Origin of the sequence: Dryocola boscaweniae (assembly GCF_025215095.1) — a bacterium.
Taxonomy (GTDB): domain Bacteria; phylum Pseudomonadota; class Gammaproteobacteria; order Enterobacterales; family Enterobacteriaceae; genus Dryocola; species Dryocola boscaweniae.
On sequence record NZ_JALHAP010000074.1, the window covers coordinates 61,302 to 79,598 of the forward strand.

Genomic DNA, 18,297 nt, shown 5'->3' on the forward strand with positions numbered 1-18,297 from the left:
TAAAACACGCCACTTTGCGTGGCGTTTATCGTCCTATCATAACCGATTACGGCTGCGCCTTCTTGAGGAGGCGCAAACCAGGCGCTGATTTTTATTTACGCCAGATAATTTTGCTGATAGTCCATTTTTTGAGCGTATCGTCGGCTGGCATCAGGCCTTCCGGTCCGCGCCATTCACCGCTAAACAAGTAGCTAATGTGCTGGCTGCCTGGCGCTTTACACTCAACGCTTTGGGCATCGTCGCCCGTCCCTTTTGCACACGCCCCGTAGGCTTTGTCATAAAGATCGCTAAACGGCGTGCCAATTTCGACGCCGCTTTCGGTTTTCACCTCTTTATCCATTACGTCCACGCGGCTTACCGTGCCGTTTTCGCCATTGACGATAATCATCAGCGACTTGTCGTCCATCGCTTCGAAGTAACGAACCACGGCGCCTTTATCGGTTTTCATGCCGCTGCGCAGACGGTAATTATCGTTAAGCCCTTCGCTGACGGCTTCTTCATTCATTGGCGTGCTGGCGTTTAAGCCGCCAACGCCCTGCTCGCTCACTTCAGGCGAGGAGCCAAACCAGCTCATCGGAGAGAGGCTTGACCAGTGCATGTTAGAGATTGTCGAACAACCGCTGAGTAACAGCAGCACTCCTGGCAGCATCAGGCGCAAAGTTTTCATTAAAAATTCCTTTGTTTTGGAGTGATAACGGGCATTGGAGTACAAACTTCCTTAAAAGTGCCCTTTCATTCACGCTGCGCCGAAAAGTAGTCGCGCAGACGGCGGTTGGTGGCGAGCCACCACAGGGCAAAAACGTCGCCAGTCAATAGCGCAAGCGTCACGCCGCTCAGCTCTTCCCCCTGGTAAATCACCAGAATTTGCCAGACAAGTACGGCCACCTGTGCAACGATTAAAACCCAGCGCCAGGCCGCCCATAATCCAGGCCAGAGATGGCGACGCCCGCCGATAACAAACGCCAGCGCAGCCGGAATGCCGGGCAGCAAACCCAGCCAAAAATTGTCGCGTTCGGGATAGAACAGAGCAAGCAGCGCCTCGCCCTGCTGACGGGATGCTCCCGCCAGCACCAGCAAAAACCAGGTCCGCGCCTGAAACAGAAGAATGCACCAGAAGAGAAAAGGTGTTTTCAGATTGCCGTGAACGTCGTAATCCGAGGGTGAATACATAAACCAGGAACCTTTTACAACACAGCGGGAATTAATATTCCTGGTCTTCAATAAGGCGCTTGCCCAGCATCACCACATCCTGCTGTTCGTATTCCAGCCGCTCGTACATGCCGATAACCAAATCGTTTTCTTCACGCACCATGATGTGGATTTTTGGACAGCCGCGCGCAATGAGCTTTTTCTCAAGGCGGCTGAGCAGGGCATTGGCAATGCCCCGCCCGCGAAACTCCGGATGAACGCCAAGGTAGTAAGCAGAGCCACGGTGACCGTCATAACCGCCCATCAGCGAGCCGACGACTTCGCCGCCCACTTCCGCTACCAGAAACAGATCCGCATCGTGCTGCAGCTTCCGTTCGATATCCATTTCAGGGTCGTTCCACGGGCGCAGAAGATCGCAGCGCTCCCAAAGGGTGATGACCTCTTCGAAATCTTCCTGTCGAAAAACGCGTATTTCCATGGTATTAGCCGCTTTTGCCTGAAAACCCTGATTATGGCGTGTCCTTCTCATTAAGCCAATATCTGCCGCAAAAGCAGGGAAAAAATGGCATACTTGCCGCTCATTCATGGATTGAAATGAAAAGTTAAACATTTCGGCCAAACGCCTGTCGTTAACGCATTGACGATACGATATAAACGCTAATCAAGAATTCATAAGATAATTAATTAGTCCCATGAGCAAAATTAAATCACTAACGCAACTCACCACCCGCCGCCAGTTGCTGCTTACTGGTTTGGCTGCCCTGACCTTAACCGGCGCAAGTAAGGCATTGGCCCGTCAGGAGAGCAAAACGCTCAAAACCACGACTAATCACAGTAAACCAGCAAAGAAGTCCGGCAGCCGCCGCGTTGTGATGCTGGATCCCGGCCACGGCGGTATTGATACCGGCGCCATCGGGCATAACGGTTCAAAAGAAAAACACGTGGTGCTGGCGATTGCCAAAAACGTGCGTAGCATTCTGAGAAGCAAAGGGATCGAGGCCAAACTGACGCGCACCAGCGATGAATTTATTCCGCTCTACGATCGCGTCGAGATTGCCCACAAGCACGGCGCAGATCTGTTTATGTCAATTCACGCCGACGGTTTTACCAGCCCGACGGCAGCAGGCGCGTCCGTTTTTGCCCTTTCCAACCGCGGCGCCAGTAGCGCCATGGCGAAATACCTTTCTGACAAAGAAAACGCCGCCGATGATGTGGCGGGCAGCAAGGTAAAAAATAAAGATCATTATCTGCAGCAGGTGCTGTTTGACCTGGTGCAAACGGACACTATCAAAAATAGCCTGACGCTTGGGTCGCATATCCTTAAGCAAATCAAACCGGTGCATAAGCTTCACAGCCGCAATACAGAGCAAGCCGCTTTCGTCGTGCTAAAATCACCGTCTATACCTTCGGTGCTGGTGGAAACCTCATTTATCACCAATCCCGGTGAAGAAAAGCTGCTTGGTACGGCGGCGTTTCGTCAAAAAATTGCGACAGCCATCGCCAATGGCGTCATCAGCTATTTCAACTGGTTCGATAATCATAAAGCCCACGGTAAAAAACGATAATCCTATGAATACGCCTGATATCCACGCCGTAAAACAGTATCTGTTGCAGCTACAGGACACCATTTGCCAGCAGCTTGCCGCCGTTGACGGCGCAGCCTTCGAGGAAGATAGCTGGCAAAGAGAGGGCGGTGGCGGCGGGCGCAGCCGGGTGTTACGCGGTGGAAACGTTTTTGAGCAGGCGGGCGTTAACTTTTCGCATGTACACGGCGACGCAATGCCCGCCTCTGCAACCGCGCATCGCCCGGAACTAGCCGGACGCAGCTTCGAAGCCATGGGAGTTTCGCTGGTTGTTCATCCACTAAATCCTTATGTCCCGACCAGCCACGCCAACGTGCGCTTTTTCATTGCAGAAAAACCGGGGTGCGACCCGGTATGGTGGTTCGGCGGCGGCTTTGATTTAACGCCTTTCTACGGGTTTGAAGAAGACGCTATTCACTGGCATAAAACGGCACGGGATTTGTGCCGGCCGTTTGGCGAAGACGTTTTCCCGCGTTATAAAAAATGGTGCGACGACTATTTCTTTATTAAACACCGCAACGAGCAGCGCGGCATTGGCGGGCTGTTTTTTGACGATCTGAACACGCCGGACTTCAACCACTGCTTTGCTTTTATGCAGGCCGTAGGAAACGGTTATCTGGACGCGTACCTGCCGATCGTTGAACGCCGCAAGACGCTGCCGTGGAGTGAGCGCGAGCGTGACTTCCAGCTTTATCGCCGTGGGCGCTACGTAGAGTTTAATCTGGTGTGGGATCGCGGAACGCTGTTCGGTCTGCAAACCGGCGGGCGCGCGGAGTCGATTTTAATGTCGATGCCGCCAATGGTGCGCTGGGAATATAACTATCAGCCAGAAGAAGGCAGCCCTGAGGCTGCCCTGTATCGTGATTTTCTGCCTGTGAGAAACTGGGTTTAAGCGTTTCAGCGTCGGATGGCGCTCGCGCTTATCCGACCTACGTGTTGAGGCAGATAAACACGAGCGCCATTCACCTCCGACATGGGTTTGTAGGGTGGGTAAGCGCAAGCGTCACCCACCTTCAGTCTTAAAGCGGAGCCGTCTGCGCCTCAACTACCGCCAGCGCCACCATATTGACGATACGGCGAACGGAAGCAATCGGCGTCAGCACGTGCACAGGTTTTGCAACGCCCATCAGCACTGGCCCAACGGTTACCCCTTCCGAACTGGACACGCGCAGCAGGTTGTAGCTGATACGCGCGGCTTCCACATTTGGCATGATCAGGATATTCGCAGAGCCTTTCAACGGGCTGTCCGGCATGCGGTCGCTACGGATGCTTTCCACAAGCGCGGCATCGCCGTGCATTTCCCCATCGATTTCAAGCTCGGGTGCGCGTTCGCGAACCATCTCAAGCGTAGCACGCATTTTGCAGGCGGCTTTTGAATTGGAAGATCCGTAGTTGGAGTGCGACAGCAGCGCCACTTTCGGCTCAATACCAAAACGACGCACCGTTTCCGCAGCCAGCAGGGTAATTTCCGTCAGCTCTTCCGGGGTTGGATCGTCATTTACGTAGGTATCGGCAATAAAGGTGTTTCCGCTTGGCAGCAGGAGCGCGTTCATCGCACCGGCGGCTTTCACTCCTTCGCGATAGCCAAACAGCTTTTCCACCACTTCAAAGTGCTCGTGATATTCACCGATGGTGCCGCAAATCATCGCATCCGCTTCGCCACGATGCACCATAATCGCGCCGATAACGGTGGTGTTGCTGATCACCGCACGCTGCGCCTGCTCCTGCGTAATGCCGCGACGTTTCATGATGTTGTAGTACTCGTTCCAGTACTCTTTGAAGCGCGGATCGGATTCATTGTTTACGATTTCAAAATCAATACCGGCACGCATTTGCAGGCCGAGTTTTTTCAGGCGCATTTCGATAACGGAAGGGCGGCCAATCAGAATCGGTTTCGCAAGGCCCAGCGTAATCAGTTCCTGCGTTGCATGCAGCACGCGGGCTTCTTCGCCCTCCGCCAGCACCACGCGTTTTGGCTCTTTGCGCGCCTGGGAGAAGATGGGCTTCATAAACAGGTTGGTTTTATAGACGAATTCGGTGAGTTTCTCTTTATAGGCTTCGAAGTCCTCAATAGGACGCCTTGCCACGCCGGTATCCATCGCCGCCTTCGCAACCGCTGGCGCAATCTGCACGATCAGACGCGGGTCGAAAGGTTTAGGTATCAGGTATTCAGGCCCAAAGGTCAGCTCCTCTTCGCCATAGGCGGAAGCAACCACATCGCTTTGCTCGGCATGCGCGAGCTCGGCGATAGCATTAACCGCAGCCAGCTTCATCTCTTCATTGATTGCCGTAGCGCCTACGTCCAGCGCGCCGCGGAAGATAAACGGGAAGCACAGCACGTTGTTAACCTGGTTTGGGAAGTCAGAACGACCGGTGCAGATAATCGCGTCCGGGCGCACTTCTTTTGCCAGCGGCGGCAGGATTTCCGGTTCCGGGTTCGCCAACGCCATAATCAGCGGCGCGCGCGCCATCTTCTTGACCATTTCCTGCGTCAGAACTTTCGGGCCGGAGCAACCAAGGAAAATATCAGCGCCTTCGATGACGTCTTCCAGCGTACGCTTGCCGTTATCTTCCACCGCGTAGGCCGCTTTGGTTTCCGCCATGTTTTCTTCACGGCCTTTATAGATAACGCCTTTGGAATCGCATACCACGATATTGTGTTTCTGCATTCCCAGCGCCACCAGCAGGTTCATACAGGCAATACTTGCCGCCCCCGCGCCGGATACCACCAGGCGGATATCGGAGATATTTTTCTCAACCACGCGCAGGCCATTAAGTACCGCAGCGGTACAAATAATGGCGGTGCCGTGCTGGTCATCGTGGAACACCGGAATATTCATGCGCTCGCGCAGCGTTTTCTCGATGTAGAAACATTCTGGCGCTTTAATATCTTCTAAGTTAATCCCGCCAAACGTTGGCTCGAGCGCGGCAATTACATTAATCAGTTTGTCCGGGTCCTGTTCGTCGATTTCAATATCAAACACGTCGATACCGGCAAATTTTTTGAACAGAACGCCCTTTCCTTCCATAACAGGCTTACCGGCCAGCGCGCCGATATTGCCAAGCCCCAGCACGGCGGTCCCGTTAGAAACCACGCCGACCAGGTTGCCACGCGCGGTGTACTTATAGGCCGCCAGCGGATCTTTTTCGATTTCGAGGCAAGGTGCCGCAACGCCCGGTGAATAGGCCAGCGCCAAATCACGCTGCGTAGCCAGCGGTTTGGTTGGCGAAACCTGAATTTTTCCGGGAATGGGGAATTCGTGAAAATCGAGGGCGCTTTGCTTCAGTTGTTCATCCATTTCTTCGTTCCTTTTTGCTCATTATCAATAGGTCGCTAAGGTTACGTAGTATCACGCCTGCGTGCTCACTAAACTTTGAACGTGACCATACTATCAACATCCCACGGCAATTTTGTTAGGGAATTATAGTGGCAATGTTACACGCCATTAACGGCAACCCCCCTGGCCCTCTGCTATGCTTTTTAGTTATGTATTTAATGATTTTTCCTCGCGAGTGACACGGAACACTCCATAAAGACATTGTATTTCAAGGAGATATATATGAACCAGCTCGACGGCATTAAACAATTCACCACCGTGGTTGCCGACAGTGGAGACATCGAATCTATCCGCCACTACCAACCCATGGATGCCACCACCAATCCATCTCTGTTACTGAAAGCCGCAGGGTTAGAGCATTATCAATCACTTATAGACGATGCCCTCGCCTACGGTAAAAAGCGCGGCGGCACCCAGGAAGCGCAGGTCGCCGAGGCCTGCGACAAACTGGCCGTTAATTTTGGTGCAGAAATTCTGAAAAGCATTCCCGGTCGCGTCTCGACAGAAGTAGACGCCCGCCTCTCTTTTGATAAAGAAAAAAGTATCGCCAAAGCGCGCCGTCTGGTTGAGCTCTATGAAGAACAGGGCATTGATAAATCACGCATCCTGATCAAACTGGCCTCAACCTGGGAAGGCATTCGCGCCGCAGAAGAGCTGCAAAAAGAAGGCATCGACTGCAACCTGACGCTGCTGTTCTCCTTCGCGCAGGCCCGCGCCTGCGCAGAAGCGGGCGTGTTCCTCATTTCGCCTTTCGTCGGGCGGATTTACGACTGGTATCAGGCGCGTAAACCCATGGACCCGTACGTGGTGGATGAAGATCCGGGCGTTAAATCCGTGCGTAATATCTATGATTACTTTAAGCAGCATAACTACAGCACCGTGGTAATGGGCGCGAGTTTCCGTCGTACCGAACAGATTCTGGCGCTCGCAGGCTGCGACCGTTTGACCATTGCGCCAAATCTTCTGCAGGAGCTACAGGAGAGCGAAGAGCCGGTGATTCGAAAACTTGTGCCGAATTCTCAGGGCTTCCGTCGCCCTGAGCCGTTGAGCGAAGCGGAATTCCGCTGGGAACATAACCAGGACCCGATGGCCGTCGACAAGCTGGGCGAAGGTATTCGCCAGTTCGCCGTGGATCAACGCAAACTGGAAGATTTACTCGCAGCCAAACTTTAACAACACACTGGAGTGAAACATGTCATCTCGTAAAGAGCTTGCCAACGCCATTCGTGCCCTGAGCATGGACGCGGTACAAAAAGCAAATTCGGGCCACCCCGGCGCGCCAATGGGAATGGCGGATATCGCTGAAGTGTTATGGAACGACTTTCTTAAGCACAACCCTACCAACCCGGCCTGGGCTGACCGGGACCGCTTTATTCTCTCTAACGGACACGCGTCGATGCTGCTTTACAGCCTGCTGCATCTGAGCGGATATGACCTGCCGATAGAAGAGTTAAAAAATTTCCGTCAGCTTCACTCCAAAACCCCAGGCCACCCGGAGCTGGGTTATACGCCAGGCGTGGAAACTACCACCGGGCCGCTTGGCCAGGGTTTAGCGAACGCGGTCGGCCTGGCCATCGCCGAACGTACGCTGGGCGCGCAGTTCAACCGTCCGGATCATGAAATTGTCGATCACTTCACATACGTATTTATGGGCGACGGTTGCCTGATGGAAGGCATTTCCCACGAGGTCTGTTCGCTGGCGGGTACGCTGGGGCTGGGCAAACTTATCGGCTTCTATGACCACAACGGCATCTCCATTGATGGCGAAACCGAAGGCTGGTTCACCGACGACACGGCAAAACGTTTTGAAGCCTACCACTGGCACGTAGTTCATGAAATTGACGGTCACGATCCGGAAGCGGTGAAAAAAGCGATTCAGGAAGCGCAAAGCGTAAAAGACAAACCTTCGTTGATTATCTGCCGCACCGTCATCGGCTTTGGTTCGCCAAACAAAGCGGGCAAAGAAGAAGCGCACGGCGCGGCGCTTGGTGAAGAAGAAGTGGCGCTGGCGCGTAAACAACTCGGCTGGAAATATCCTGCCTTTGAAATCCCTAAAGAGATTTATCGTGCCTGGGATGCCAAAGAAGACGGTGAAAAAGCCGAGGCCGCCTGGAAGGATAAGTTCGCGGCCTACGCCAAAGCCCATCCTGAACTGGCGGCTGAGTTTACTCGCCGTATGCATGGCGAAATGCCGGAGAAATGGCAGGAAATCACGCAGAAATTGATCGAGGATTTACAGGCTAAACCGGCAAAAATCGCGACGCGTAAAGCTTCGCAAAACACCCTGAACGTTATCGGGCCGCTGTTGCCTGAACTGCTTGGCGGCTCGGCCGACCTTGCGCCAAGTAACCTCACTATCTGGTCGGACTCAAAGTCCATTAAAGAAGACAGCGCGGGTAACTATATCCACTACGGCGTGCGTGAATTTGGCATGACGGCCATCGCCAACGGTATTGCCCATCACGGCGGCTTTGTGCCTTATACCGCAACCTTCCTGATGTTTGTGGAGTATGCCCGCAACGCGGCGCGTATGGCGGCGCTGATGAAAGCGCGTCAAATTATGGTCTATACCCACGACTCCATTGGACTGGGCGAAGACGGGCCGACGCACCAGGCGGTTGAGCAACTTGCCAGCCTGCGTCTGACGCCAAACTTCAGCACCTGGCGCCCTTGCGATCAGGTTGAGGCGGCGGTCGCGTGGAAAGCGGCTGTCGAACGCCATCATGGTCCGACCGCACTTATTCTTTCCCGTCAAAATCTGGCGCAAATGGAACGTAGCCCGGAACAGCTTAAAGCGATAAGCCGCGGCGGGTACATTCTGAAAGACAGCGATGGCGCCCCGGATATCATCCTGATTGCCACCGGTTCAGAAATGGAAATCACCGTACAGGCTGCGGATAAGCTCACGTCCGAAGGCCGAAAAGTGCGAGTTGTTTCCCTGCCATCAACGGATGTATTTGACGCCCAGGATGAAGAGTACCGCGAATCCGTATTGCCTTCGAATATCGCAGCCCGCGTGGCGGTGGAAGCGGGCATTGCGGATTACTGGTACAAATACGTTGGCTTAAAAGGCGCCATCGTCGGCATGACCGGTTACGGCGAGTCAGCTCCGGCCGATAAGCTGTTCCCGTTCTTTGGTTTTACTACTGAGAACGTGGTGAGCAAGGCGAAAAAGGTATTGGATAAAAAAGCCTGACCCGAGTGGCGGACGGCGCTTGCGCTCATCCGCCCTGGTTTCATTGTTTTTTAAGTCGGGTAAGCCCAGGCGCCACCCGACAAATTTCAAAAAGCTACTTAGTCACCCAAAGAGTCGGCCACGCGCCGCTGCCGTGCCAGCCGTCGCAGGTTGGTTCCTCAGCATAGCGCACCAGACGAAAGCGCTGACCGTCGAAGCGCCAGCGGCTGGAGACACCGCAATCCCCTACTCCGCGGCCTTTGGCAAGGGTCGTCAGCTCTTTATTCGTTTCATCATAGCCTGCGTTCATCAGCTCTAAATCGTTATTCCCGCTGGCGGGCGCAAACGGCAATTTCAGCCGGATCTGTCGGGAGGCGAACGGTTTCTTGCGGGAGACAATCCAGGCAAGATCGACAACGTTATACGCCCCGGCCTCGCAGCTCACCAACATCAAAGCCTTATCATCGCTGATAGCAAAAATGCGGACTTCACGGCGCATCGGATCGAGCGAGCACTGGCTGTTGTTCATCCGCCAGCTACCGTAATCCAGCAAATCGTTAAGTTCATCCTGAGCAAAGGGAGTCGGGGTGGGATTGGTGATCGTAACCTCTTTAAGCGCGGGCGCGGGGGGCACGCTAAGCGGCGGATCGTCACCTTTTTTAATCCACGCGGTTTCGCTGCCCACGCGTTTTTGCTGGCTATCAATAAACAGCAGCGCGGCTTTCAACCCGGCAAGCGAGATATTCCCCTGCCCCTTTACCAGCGTAATAGCGTCGGCGTCACCAATTTTTTCCAGCAAGACTTTAATCGTGTCGGCGTCGTCAGTGATCAGATGATGCGGTGTTTCACGCCACTTTGTTTTATCCAGTTCAAGCGGCTCGCCATCAACCAGCAATCGCGGGGCTATTGGCGGAGCTTTGATTTCCGCCGTATCCAGATTACCCAGATCGATGCGCAGATTGACGTCGGTATGCGCACCTGCGCTACGGGCAAGCGTCATCACCAGCCCCTGATGAAGCCCGGTGTTACGCGCGGAGCAAAAGTTTTGGTTGTTGCAGGTGACCTGCCAGTCTGAAAAGGATTTTTGTGCCGGGGCAGCCATTGCCGTGCTCGCCAGAAGCAGACAGAAGAGAAAGAGCGATTTCATCCGGTAACACATTAGAGGCACATATCCTGAGAAGACGAAGAGAGAAAAACGTACTGATTTTGGCGATATCTTCGGCTTCTCAGTGCCCGTGCTCAATCGGATTTATCGGATAGATTTATGTAAAAAACGAACCATGCAAGTCATTGAATTATAAATGCTTTATTCCATTACCTTGCGTAGCTGTAGCTGCTGCAACAAAATGACCGTTTTACCGTCACGAATTTCACCGCTGTTAATCATTTCCAGCGCCCGGGCAAAGGGCAATTCCAGCACGTCGATGTCTTCGTCATCTATACCGCCGCCGGCAAATTCACGCTGGGCATCGGTATATTCCGCCAGATAAAAATGGATAAGCTCCGTTACGCCGCCCGGGGACATATAGAGTTCAAAGAGCTTCTCAACTTCACCAACCAGATATCCCGTTTCTTCCATGGCTTCTTTACGCGCGCAAACTTCCGGTTCGTCGGCGTCCAGCAATCCTGCGCAGGCTTCAATCAGCAAGCCATCCGCGTTGCCGTTCACCCAAGTGGCTACCCGGAACTGGCGAGTCAGCACCACGGTTTTCTTTTCACGGTTATAAAGCAATATGGTCGCGCCGTTACCACGGTCGTAAACTTCGCGTTTATGGCGAATAGCTTCGGCTTCGTTGCGGGACAAATCGTAGGTGATGTTACGCAGGATAAAGTAGTTATCTGAGAGGATTTTATCTTTGATGACTTCGATTTTTATCGACATAGGATCTCCGCAGCAAGTCAGGGGAGCCGGTAATCATAGGCCGTAATGTGATGTTTGTCGCGTTTCGAGTGAATTAGTTTCCCTCGCCCCGGCCCTCTCCCCGAAGGGAGAAAAAGATAATGCCCTGTCTGCGGGTCAAAGAGAGAATTACTCCACGCCCGTTTCCCTTTCCCCGCTGGAAAGAGGGGCAGGACGTGGGGTAAACATTAAAACCCGTTCTTCACTTCGCGCATATCCGGCAGCTTATGCGCAATGCCTTTGTGGCAGTCAATGCAGGTTTGCCCGTCTTTGATAGCCCGGTCGTGCATTTTCGCCGCCACGGTTTTCTGCGCGGTGAGATCCATATAGTCGAAGTTGTGGCAGTTACGGCACTCCTGCGAATTATTGTTCTTCATCCTTCGCCATTCGTTTTGCGCCATCGCCAGACGGTGATCGTCAAACTTTTGCGGCGTGTCGATCAGGCCAAAGGCTTTGGCGTACAGCTCTTTACTCGCCTGAATTTTGCGCACCATCTTCGGTACCCATTCATGAGGAACGTGACAATCCGGGCAGGTGGCGCGTACGCCGCTGCGGTTGTTGTAGTGCACTGTCTCCATATATTCCTGGTAAACGTTGGCACGCATTTCATGGCAGCTAATACAAAACTCTTCGCGGTTGGTCATCTCCATTCCGGTGTTAAATCCGCCCCAAAAAATGATGCCCGCAGCAAAACCAATCAGCAGCAGCGTGCCCAGCGCCAGACGGCTCGGACGACGCCACCACTGCCAGATACGACGAATAACGCCCGGCTTACGGTTTGATTTATCCATATCGGCCTCTAATTCCCAAAGCCTTTAGACGGCGTGAAGGTATTTTCAACAATGGGCGCGGCGTCGGTTTGCGGTACATGGCACTGCAGGCAGAAATAGCGACGCGGGGCGACGTTAGAAAGAACGTTTCCTTCAGCATCCATAAAATGCGTTGGGCTGATGCGCGGCGCGCCCGTGGTGCGGTAATGCTCCACGCCGTGACATTGCAGGCAGCGGTTAGTGTTCTTACTCACCTGATAGCCATCCACGCTGTGCGGGATAAGCGGCGGCTGATTCACATAGTTAAGCGCCATGCGTTCCTGCTGTTTTGGCATGCGCACCGATCCTTCCGGCGTACCCGACACTTCCGGCGACTGATTGAGATCGACGCCGTCAGCCGCCCATAGCGCGCCGCTCACCACCAGGGCCAACGCCGCCAGGCATTGAATTAATCTCTTCGTCAGGCTAGTTATTTTCATTATTCTCTCCTTACACCTTCGCCAGCTTCACTGCGCATTTCTTGAAATCCGTCTCTTTGGAGAGCGGGTCCGTTGCGTCAAGCGTCAGGTTGTTAACCAACTGCGCGGCGTCGAAGAACGGCATATACACCAGCCCCTGCGGCGGCTTGTTACGGCCGCGTGTTTCGACGATAGAAATCACTTCGCCGCGGCGAGAAATCACCTTCACTTTGTCGCCGCGCTTCAGGTCACGCGCCTTAGCGTCCAGCGGATGGATAAACAGCACCGCTTCCGGGAAAGCGCGATGCAGCTCCGGCACGCGGCGCGTCATGCTGCCGGTGTGCCAGTGCTCCAGCACCCGGCCGGTGGACAGCCACAGGTCAAACTCTTTATCCGGCGCTTCCGCCGCCGGTTCGAACGGCAGCGCGAAGATCACCGCTTTGCCGTCCGGCTTGCCGTAGAATTTGAAGCCTTCGCCGGCCTTCACATACGGATCGTTGCCTTCGCTGTAGCGCCACTGGGTTTCTTTCCCGTTGACGACAGGCCAGCGCAGACCGCGCGCCTTGTGGTAATCGTCAAAAGGCGCGAGGTCGTGGCCGTGCCCGCGACCAAATGCCGCGTACTCTTCAAACAGCCCTTTTTGCAAGTAAAATCCCAGCTCGCGGGATTCATCGTTAAGCTGATCTTCCGCCAGTTCGCTAAGCGGGAATTTGCTCACCGCTTCGTTGGCAAACAGCACGTCGAACAGCGTTTTACCGCGGTACTCTGGTTTCTTATCAACAAGCTCCGCAGGCCATACCTCTTCGACTTTGAAGCGTTTAGCAAACTGCACCAGTTGCCAGAGATCGGATTTCGCCTCGCCCGGCGCCTGGACCTGCTGACGCCAGAACTGCGTGCGGCGCTCGGCGTTGCCGTATGCCCCTTCTTTTTCCACCCACATGGCGGTAGGCAGGATCAGATCCGCCGCCAGCGCGCTGATAGTTGGATAAGGATCGGAGACGATCACGAAGTTGCGCGGATCGCGCCAGCCCGGCATACGCTCTTCATTGATGTTCGGCCCGGCCTGCATGTTGTTGTTACACATCACCCAGTAGACGTTCAGCTTGCCGTCCTTCAGCGCACGGTCCTGCGCTACCGCATGCAGCCCCACTTTCGCCGGGATTGTGCCCGCAGGCAGCTTCCACATGTTTTCGGCGATTTCGCGGTGTTTGTCGTTCGTGACCACCATATCCGCAGGCAAACGATGTGAGAACGTGCCGACCTCGCGCGCGGTGCCGCACGCTGAAGGCTGGCCGGTCAGCGAGAATGGCCCACAGCCGGGCTGAGAGATTTTCCCCGTCAGCAGGTGCAGGTTATAAACGAGATTGTTGGCCCAGACGCCGCGTGTGTGCTGGTTGAAGCCCATCGTCCAGTAAGAGATCACTTTTTTCTTCGGATCGGCGTACAGCTTCGCCAGCGCTTCAAGCTGATCTTTCGGCACGCCGCTCATCTCGGCGGTTTTCTCCAGCGTGTACTCCGCCACAAAAGCTTTGTACTCGTCGAAGCTCATCGGCTCGGAGGCGTCTGAGCCTGGATTTTTCGCCGCTTTTTCCAGCGGGTGCGTTGGACGCAGGCCGTAGCCGATATCCGTTACGCCTTTACGCAGGTTAACGTGCTGTTTGAAGAACGCTTCGTTTATCGCGTCGTTCTGAATGATGTAGTTGGCGATGTAGTTGAGGATGGCCAGGTCGCTTTGCGGCGTGAACACCATACCGTTGTCCGCAAGCTCAAAGCTGCGGTGCTGGAAGGTGGAAAGCACGGCCACATTAACGTTTTCGTCAGACAGACGGCGGTTGGTAATGCGCGACCATAATACCGGGTGCATCTCCGCCATATTGGAGCCCCAGAGCACGAAAGCGTCGGCCTGTTCGATATCGTCGTAACAGCCCATGGGTTCATCCATACCAAAGGTACGCATGAAGCCGACTACCGCAGAAGCCATGCAGTGGCGCGCGTTAGGATCGATGTTGTTAGAGCGGAATCCGGCTTTAAACAGCTTGGCCGCCGCGTAGCCTTCCCAGACCGTCCACTGTCCTGAACCAAACATGCCGATGGCGTCCGGCCCCTTTTCTTTCAGGCTGGTTTTGAACTTCTCTTCCATGATGTCGAAGGCCTGCTCCCAGCTAATCGGGGCAAACTCGCCTTCTTTATCAAAATAGCCGTCTTTCATGCGCAGCAGCGGCTGGGTCAGGCGGTCTTTTCCGTACATGATTTTTGGCAGGAAATAGCCTTTGATACAGTTAAGCCCGCGGTTTACCGGAGCATCCGGATCGCCCTGGCTTGCCACTATACGGCCGTTTTGCGTCCCCACCAGCACGCCGCAGCCCGTACCGCAGAAACGGCATGGCGCTTTGTCCCATTTAATAACATCTTGTTTTCCGACAACCGCGCGAGCCACGCCCGGCACGCTCAGGCCTGCCGCCGCTGCGGCTGCCGCGACGGCGTTCGCTTTCATAAAACTACGACGACTGAGTTTCATGGTGTTTCCTCACCTTCCTCATCCTGCTGGTGATAAACCAGCGACACCGCCAGCACGTTTGCAATATTGCGTGCCGACTCAATTTGGTTGAGCAGCACATCGCTACGCGCTGCCTCCATCACGACCACCAGCTTGCCTTTTTCTGCATCGCTTGCGGCGACCTCGCTGCCGGCCAGTTCGTTCAGGGCGGCGCTTACGGCTGGAATATGTTGGGGATGAGCCTGGATAACCAGGCCACAGACGTGCCAGCTAGCTCGCATCAGCGTGCCTCATCGTCAGAGCGGAGACCGGACATCCGGCGATACAGCCTCCGCACGCATTGCATGCCGCGCGGTTAAGCCGGGGGAGAGAAACGCCCTGCGCCGAAGGGTGAAAGTTAATAGCCTGCATCTCGCAAAAGTCCTGACAGCTACGACATTCCACTCCGCTGAAGGCCAGGCAGGAATCGTTCACAAAAAGGGTATATTCCCAGGGCGAGGTTTCGCGCTGGTGAAAAAGCGGCTGCGGGCAAGCGTCTGCGCAGGCATAGCAGAAGGTGCATTCACCTTTGCTGAAGTCGATTTCAGGGTATCCGCCTCGCCCACGTCGCAAAATACGGGTTTCGCAAACAGGCACGCACGCATCACAGCGAATGCATTCAATCAGAAAATGTTGCTCGTCCCCGCTCCAGGGGGGACGAAAAGCCGCCGCGTTACTGCGCCAGCTACCGGTCAATAATCCACGTCGGGAAAGCTCAGCCATGAAAGCATATCCTTGCATTACAAACGCCGCCCTCGTGGGATGAGGCCAGCAAACACATCATTGTTATTCCCGCATTTTTTCACGGGTTTTTATTGGGGGTTAAGTTATGTGACAAAGGGGGAGTAGAGGCATCCCCCTAAAGGGGTAAATGCCGTTGTGGGATCAAAAAGGAAGGGAGTTTGCGGGGATTAGCGGCCAGGTTTTGGAACACAGGCCGAAATAACCGTAACAAACGTTTGAGCAAACGCGGCTTTCTGGTACGTTTCGCCCACCATAGATTTTCAGAGGTTATTGGTCCTGTGATGGCGCAACGCTCGGTTCGGGCAAGCCTTGCCCGCGCATTTCTTTATCTCGTCCTGCTGTCGCTGCTCTCGACGGGCATAGCGATACTGACGCTCGCCAGCAGTTTACGGGACGCAGAGGCGGTCAACATAGCGGGTTCGTTGCGCATGCAAAGCTATCGTCTTGGTTACGATTTACAGGGCGACCGCGCACGCCTGAACGAGCATCTTACGCAATACAATCAATCGCTACGCTCCGAGGCTCTGCTCAATCCGGGGCGCTTTTGGGTGCCAAAAGAAGTGCGTGAGCGATACAACGCCATTAACGATGCCTGGGCCGACATGGAGCATCATATTCGTCAGGGCGATATCGCCTGGTATCACGACAATATTGCCGGCTATGTGGCGCAAATCGATCTGTTCGTGCTTGCGCTGCAGCATTATGCCGAACGAAAAATGATGCAGGTCGTCGCTACGTCAGTGGTGGGATTTATCGCTATTTTTACGCTGGTGTTTTTCACGCTTCGCCGCTTCCGTCATCAGGTTGTTGCGCCGCTCAATAAGCTGATGCTTGCCAGCAAATCTATCGAACGCGGTAAATTCGCCCACCCTCCCCTCGATACCGACCTGCCCAATGAAATCGGCCTGCTTGCGCGTACCTTCACGCGCATGGCGGATGAACTGCAACGACTTTACCGCTCGCTTGAAGATAAGGTGCAGCAAAAAACGCTAAGCCTGCAGGAGGCAAACCGTACGCTTGAAGTGCTCTATTCCTGCTCCCAGGCGCTGAACGTCGGCACTATCGACCGGCATTGCTTTACGCAGATCCTCCAGCTTGTCCGCCAGCAGGAAAAGGTGGATTACATTGAGATGCTGGTGGGTGAAAACTGGCTGCTGTGCGAAGGCACGCAACAGGAATCTGTCCCCTGGCAGTCGGCGGCCATCACGCAACAGGACGATGAATTAGGCCAGCTTCGCTGGCAGGCTTCTGTCGGCTCGCCGCCCATGCCGCTAATGCAAAGCGTGGCGTCCATGCTGGGACGCGGCCTTTACTTCAACCAGGCGCAAAAACATTATCAGCAATTGCTGCTGATGCAGGAACGAGCGACCATTGCCCGTGAACTTCACGATTCTTTAGCGCAGGTGCTTTCTTATTTGCGCATACAGCTCACGCTGCTTAAGCGCGCAGTCCCCGAAGAGAATGAGCCCGCACAACGGATAATCGGCGATTTTTCGCAGGCGCTAAATGATGCTTACCGGCAGCTACGCGAACTGCTGGCGACATTTCGTCTGACCTTACAACAGGCTGATTTGCCCGCCGCTCTTCAGGAGATGATTGCCCCGCTTCGCCAACAAACGGATACAACGATTCTTCTCGACTGTAGAATGCCCACGCAGGCGCTGGATGCCCAGCAGCAGGTACATCTGCTGCAAATTATTCGCGAAGCGGTGCTGAACGCCATTAAACACGCAGGCGCACAAGAAATATCAATAACCTGCACGACATCATCTACCGGCGAACACACTGCGGCTATTCTTGATAATGGCAAGGGCATTGCGAGTTTGAGTGAGCCAGAAGGGCATTACGGCCTGAATATCATGCATGAACGCGCCGCCCAGTTGGGTGGCCGGTTAACCATTTCCCGCCCCGCAGAGGGTGGAACGCTGATCGCGATAACGTTTCGTTCATCGTCGTCAGACAATAATGATGAAAAATAGCAGGAGCAGCTATGAGTGAGCGAAATGTCTTTGAAGTTTTGATTGTCGACGATCATCCATTAATGCGGCGGGGCATCCGCCAGTTGCTGGAGATGGACGATGCTTTTTTAGTGGTGGGTGAAGCAAGCAGTGGAACCGAAGCCATCAGTCTGGCAAACCGGCTGGCCCCGGATCTCATCCTGCTGGATTTGAATATGAAAGGCCTGAGCGGACTGGATACGCTGAATGCGCTGCGCCGGGAAGGTGTCAGCGCCCGTATTATCGTCCTGACAGTTTCAGATTCACGCAGTGATATTTTCACGTTGATTGACGCCGGCGCCGACGGCTATTTACTCAAGGATAGCGATCCGGAAGTGTTGCTGGATGATATTCGCCGTGGAGCAACGGGCGGCGAAGCTTTTAGCACGCAGGTTGCCGAATATTTACGTACCCGCGGAACGCAGAAACGCAGCGGCGCTCCGTTCGCTACGCTGACCGAGCGCGAACTGGATGTATTACAGGAAGTGGCCAGAGGCCTTTCTAACAAGCAAATCGCAGCCGGTCTGCACATTTCCGAAGAAACGGTGAAAGTCCATATCCGCAATTTATTGCGTAAACTTCAGGTCCGTTCACGCGTGGCGGCAACGGTATTATTCCTTGAAAGCCGGGGCATTTAACGCCCTGAA

The 18,297-nt window shown here is 54.4% G+C and carries 17 protein-coding genes; 6 read left to right on the forward strand and 11 right to left on the reverse strand.

Annotated features, from left to right (window positions below; all coding sequences use genetic code 11):
• Positions 1 to 91 precede the first annotated feature (91 nt).
• From MUA00_RS06320 to MUA00_RS06330, 3 genes are all read right to left on the reverse strand, one after another.
• On the reverse strand, positions 92 to 667 hold the full coding sequence (locus tag MUA00_RS06320; RefSeq protein ID WP_271122331.1) for an RpoE-regulated lipoprotein: 576 nt from the start codon (positions 665 to 667) through the stop codon (positions 92 to 94).
• Positions 668 to 732: 65 nt separating this feature from the next.
• Positions 733 to 1,170 carry a DUF2919 domain-containing protein gene (locus MUA00_RS06325; RefSeq protein ID WP_271122330.1) on the reverse strand — a complete coding sequence of 146 codons (438 nt, stop codon included), beginning with the start codon at positions 1,168 to 1,170 and terminating at the stop codon, positions 733 to 735.
• Between the two features lie 31 nt (positions 1,171 to 1,201).
• On the reverse strand, positions 1,202 to 1,678 hold the full coding sequence (locus MUA00_RS06330) for a GNAT family acetyltransferase (RefSeq protein WP_271122329.1): 477 nt from the start codon (positions 1,676 to 1,678) through the stop codon (positions 1,202 to 1,204).
• 163 nt (positions 1,679 to 1,841) lie between these two features.
• Here MUA00_RS06330 and amiA point away from each other — a divergent pair, with 163 nt between their 5' ends.
• Positions 1,842 to 2,714 carry an N-acetylmuramoyl-L-alanine amidase AmiA gene (gene amiA, locus MUA00_RS06335; protein WP_271122328.1) on the forward strand — a complete coding sequence of 291 codons (873 nt, stop codon included), beginning with the start codon at positions 1,842 to 1,844 and terminating at the stop codon, positions 2,712 to 2,714.
• A gap of 4 nt (positions 2,715 to 2,718) precedes the next feature.
• Positions 2,719 to 3,624, forward strand: coding sequence for an oxygen-dependent coproporphyrinogen oxidase (hemF, locus tag MUA00_RS06340; protein WP_271122327.1), 906 nt, complete (start codon positions 2,719 to 2,721; stop codon positions 3,622 to 3,624).
• A gap of 127 nt (positions 3,625 to 3,751) precedes the next feature.
• On the opposite strand, the gene maeB is transcribed toward hemF, so the two are convergent.
• Positions 3,752 to 6,031: an NADP-dependent oxaloacetate-decarboxylating malate dehydrogenase gene (maeB, locus tag MUA00_RS06345; protein ID WP_271122326.1), complete on the reverse strand. Its 2,280-nt coding sequence runs from the start codon at positions 6,029 to 6,031 to the stop codon at positions 3,752 to 3,754.
• A 261-nt stretch (positions 6,032 to 6,292) separates the two neighbouring features.
• On the opposite strand from maeB, the gene tal reads away from it, so the two are divergent.
• Entirely contained in the window at positions 6,293 to 7,243 is a 951-nt protein-coding gene (gene tal, locus MUA00_RS06350) for a transaldolase (protein WP_271122325.1), read from the forward strand.
• 19 nt (positions 7,244 to 7,262) lie between these two features.
• Positions 7,263 to 9,266, forward strand: a complete 2,004-nt coding sequence (tkt, locus tag MUA00_RS06355) for a transketolase (RefSeq protein ID WP_271122324.1) — start codon at positions 7,263 to 7,265, stop codon at positions 9,264 to 9,266.
• Positions 9,267 to 9,360: 94 nt separating this feature from the next.
• Here tkt and MUA00_RS06360 read toward each other — a convergent pair whose 3' ends face one another.
• The 7 genes from MUA00_RS06360 to napF all read right to left on the reverse strand — a co-directional run bounded on the left by MUA00_RS06360 (position 9,361) and on the right by napF (position 15,632).
• Positions 9,361 to 10,404 carry a DUF1176 domain-containing protein gene (locus MUA00_RS06360; protein WP_271122323.1) on the reverse strand — a complete coding sequence of 348 codons (1,044 nt, stop codon included), beginning with the start codon at positions 10,402 to 10,404 and terminating at the stop codon, positions 9,361 to 9,363.
• Positions 10,405 to 10,551: 147 nt separating this feature from the next.
• On the reverse strand, positions 10,552 to 11,127 hold the full coding sequence (nudK, locus tag MUA00_RS06365; protein WP_271122322.1) for a GDP-mannose pyrophosphatase NudK: 576 nt from the start codon (positions 11,125 to 11,127) through the stop codon (positions 10,552 to 10,554).
• Between the two features lie 206 nt (positions 11,128 to 11,333).
• Positions 11,334 to 11,936, reverse strand: coding sequence for a cytochrome c-type protein NapC (gene napC / locus MUA00_RS06370; protein ID WP_271122321.1), 603 nt, complete (start codon positions 11,934 to 11,936; stop codon positions 11,334 to 11,336).
• 8 nt (positions 11,937 to 11,944) lie between these two features.
• Positions 11,945 to 12,394 (reverse strand): nitrate reductase cytochrome c-type subunit, encoded by a 450-nt coding sequence (napB, locus tag MUA00_RS06375; RefSeq protein WP_271122320.1) that lies wholly within the window; start codon positions 12,392 to 12,394, stop codon positions 11,945 to 11,947.
• A gap of 10 nt (positions 12,395 to 12,404) precedes the next feature.
• Complete coding sequence (napA, locus tag MUA00_RS06380; protein WP_271122319.1) at positions 12,405 to 14,891, reverse strand: nitrate reductase catalytic subunit NapA; 2,487 nt, start codon at positions 14,889 to 14,891, stop codon at positions 12,405 to 12,407.
• Positions 14,888 to 15,151, reverse strand: a complete 264-nt coding sequence (gene napD / locus MUA00_RS06385) for a chaperone NapD (RefSeq protein ID WP_271122318.1) — start codon at positions 15,149 to 15,151, stop codon at positions 14,888 to 14,890. The genes napA and napD overlap by 4 nt, the downstream gene beginning before the upstream one ends.
• Positions 15,141 to 15,632 (reverse strand): ferredoxin-type protein NapF, encoded by a 492-nt coding sequence (gene napF, locus MUA00_RS06390; RefSeq protein ID WP_271122317.1) that lies wholly within the window; start codon positions 15,630 to 15,632, stop codon positions 15,141 to 15,143. The genes napD and napF overlap by 11 nt, the downstream gene beginning before the upstream one ends.
• 302 nt (positions 15,633 to 15,934) lie before the next feature.
• Between napF and narQ the strand changes: the two genes are divergently transcribed.
• Positions 15,935 to 17,632, forward strand: coding sequence for a nitrate/nitrite two-component system sensor histidine kinase NarQ (gene narQ, locus MUA00_RS06395; protein WP_271122383.1), 1,698 nt, complete (start codon positions 15,935 to 15,937; stop codon positions 17,630 to 17,632).
• Positions 17,633 to 17,643: 11 nt separating this feature from the next.
• Entirely contained in the window at positions 17,644 to 18,288 is a 645-nt protein-coding gene (gene narP / locus MUA00_RS06400; protein WP_271122316.1) for a nitrate/nitrite response regulator protein NarP, read from the forward strand.
• Positions 18,289 to 18,297 lie beyond the last annotated feature (9 nt).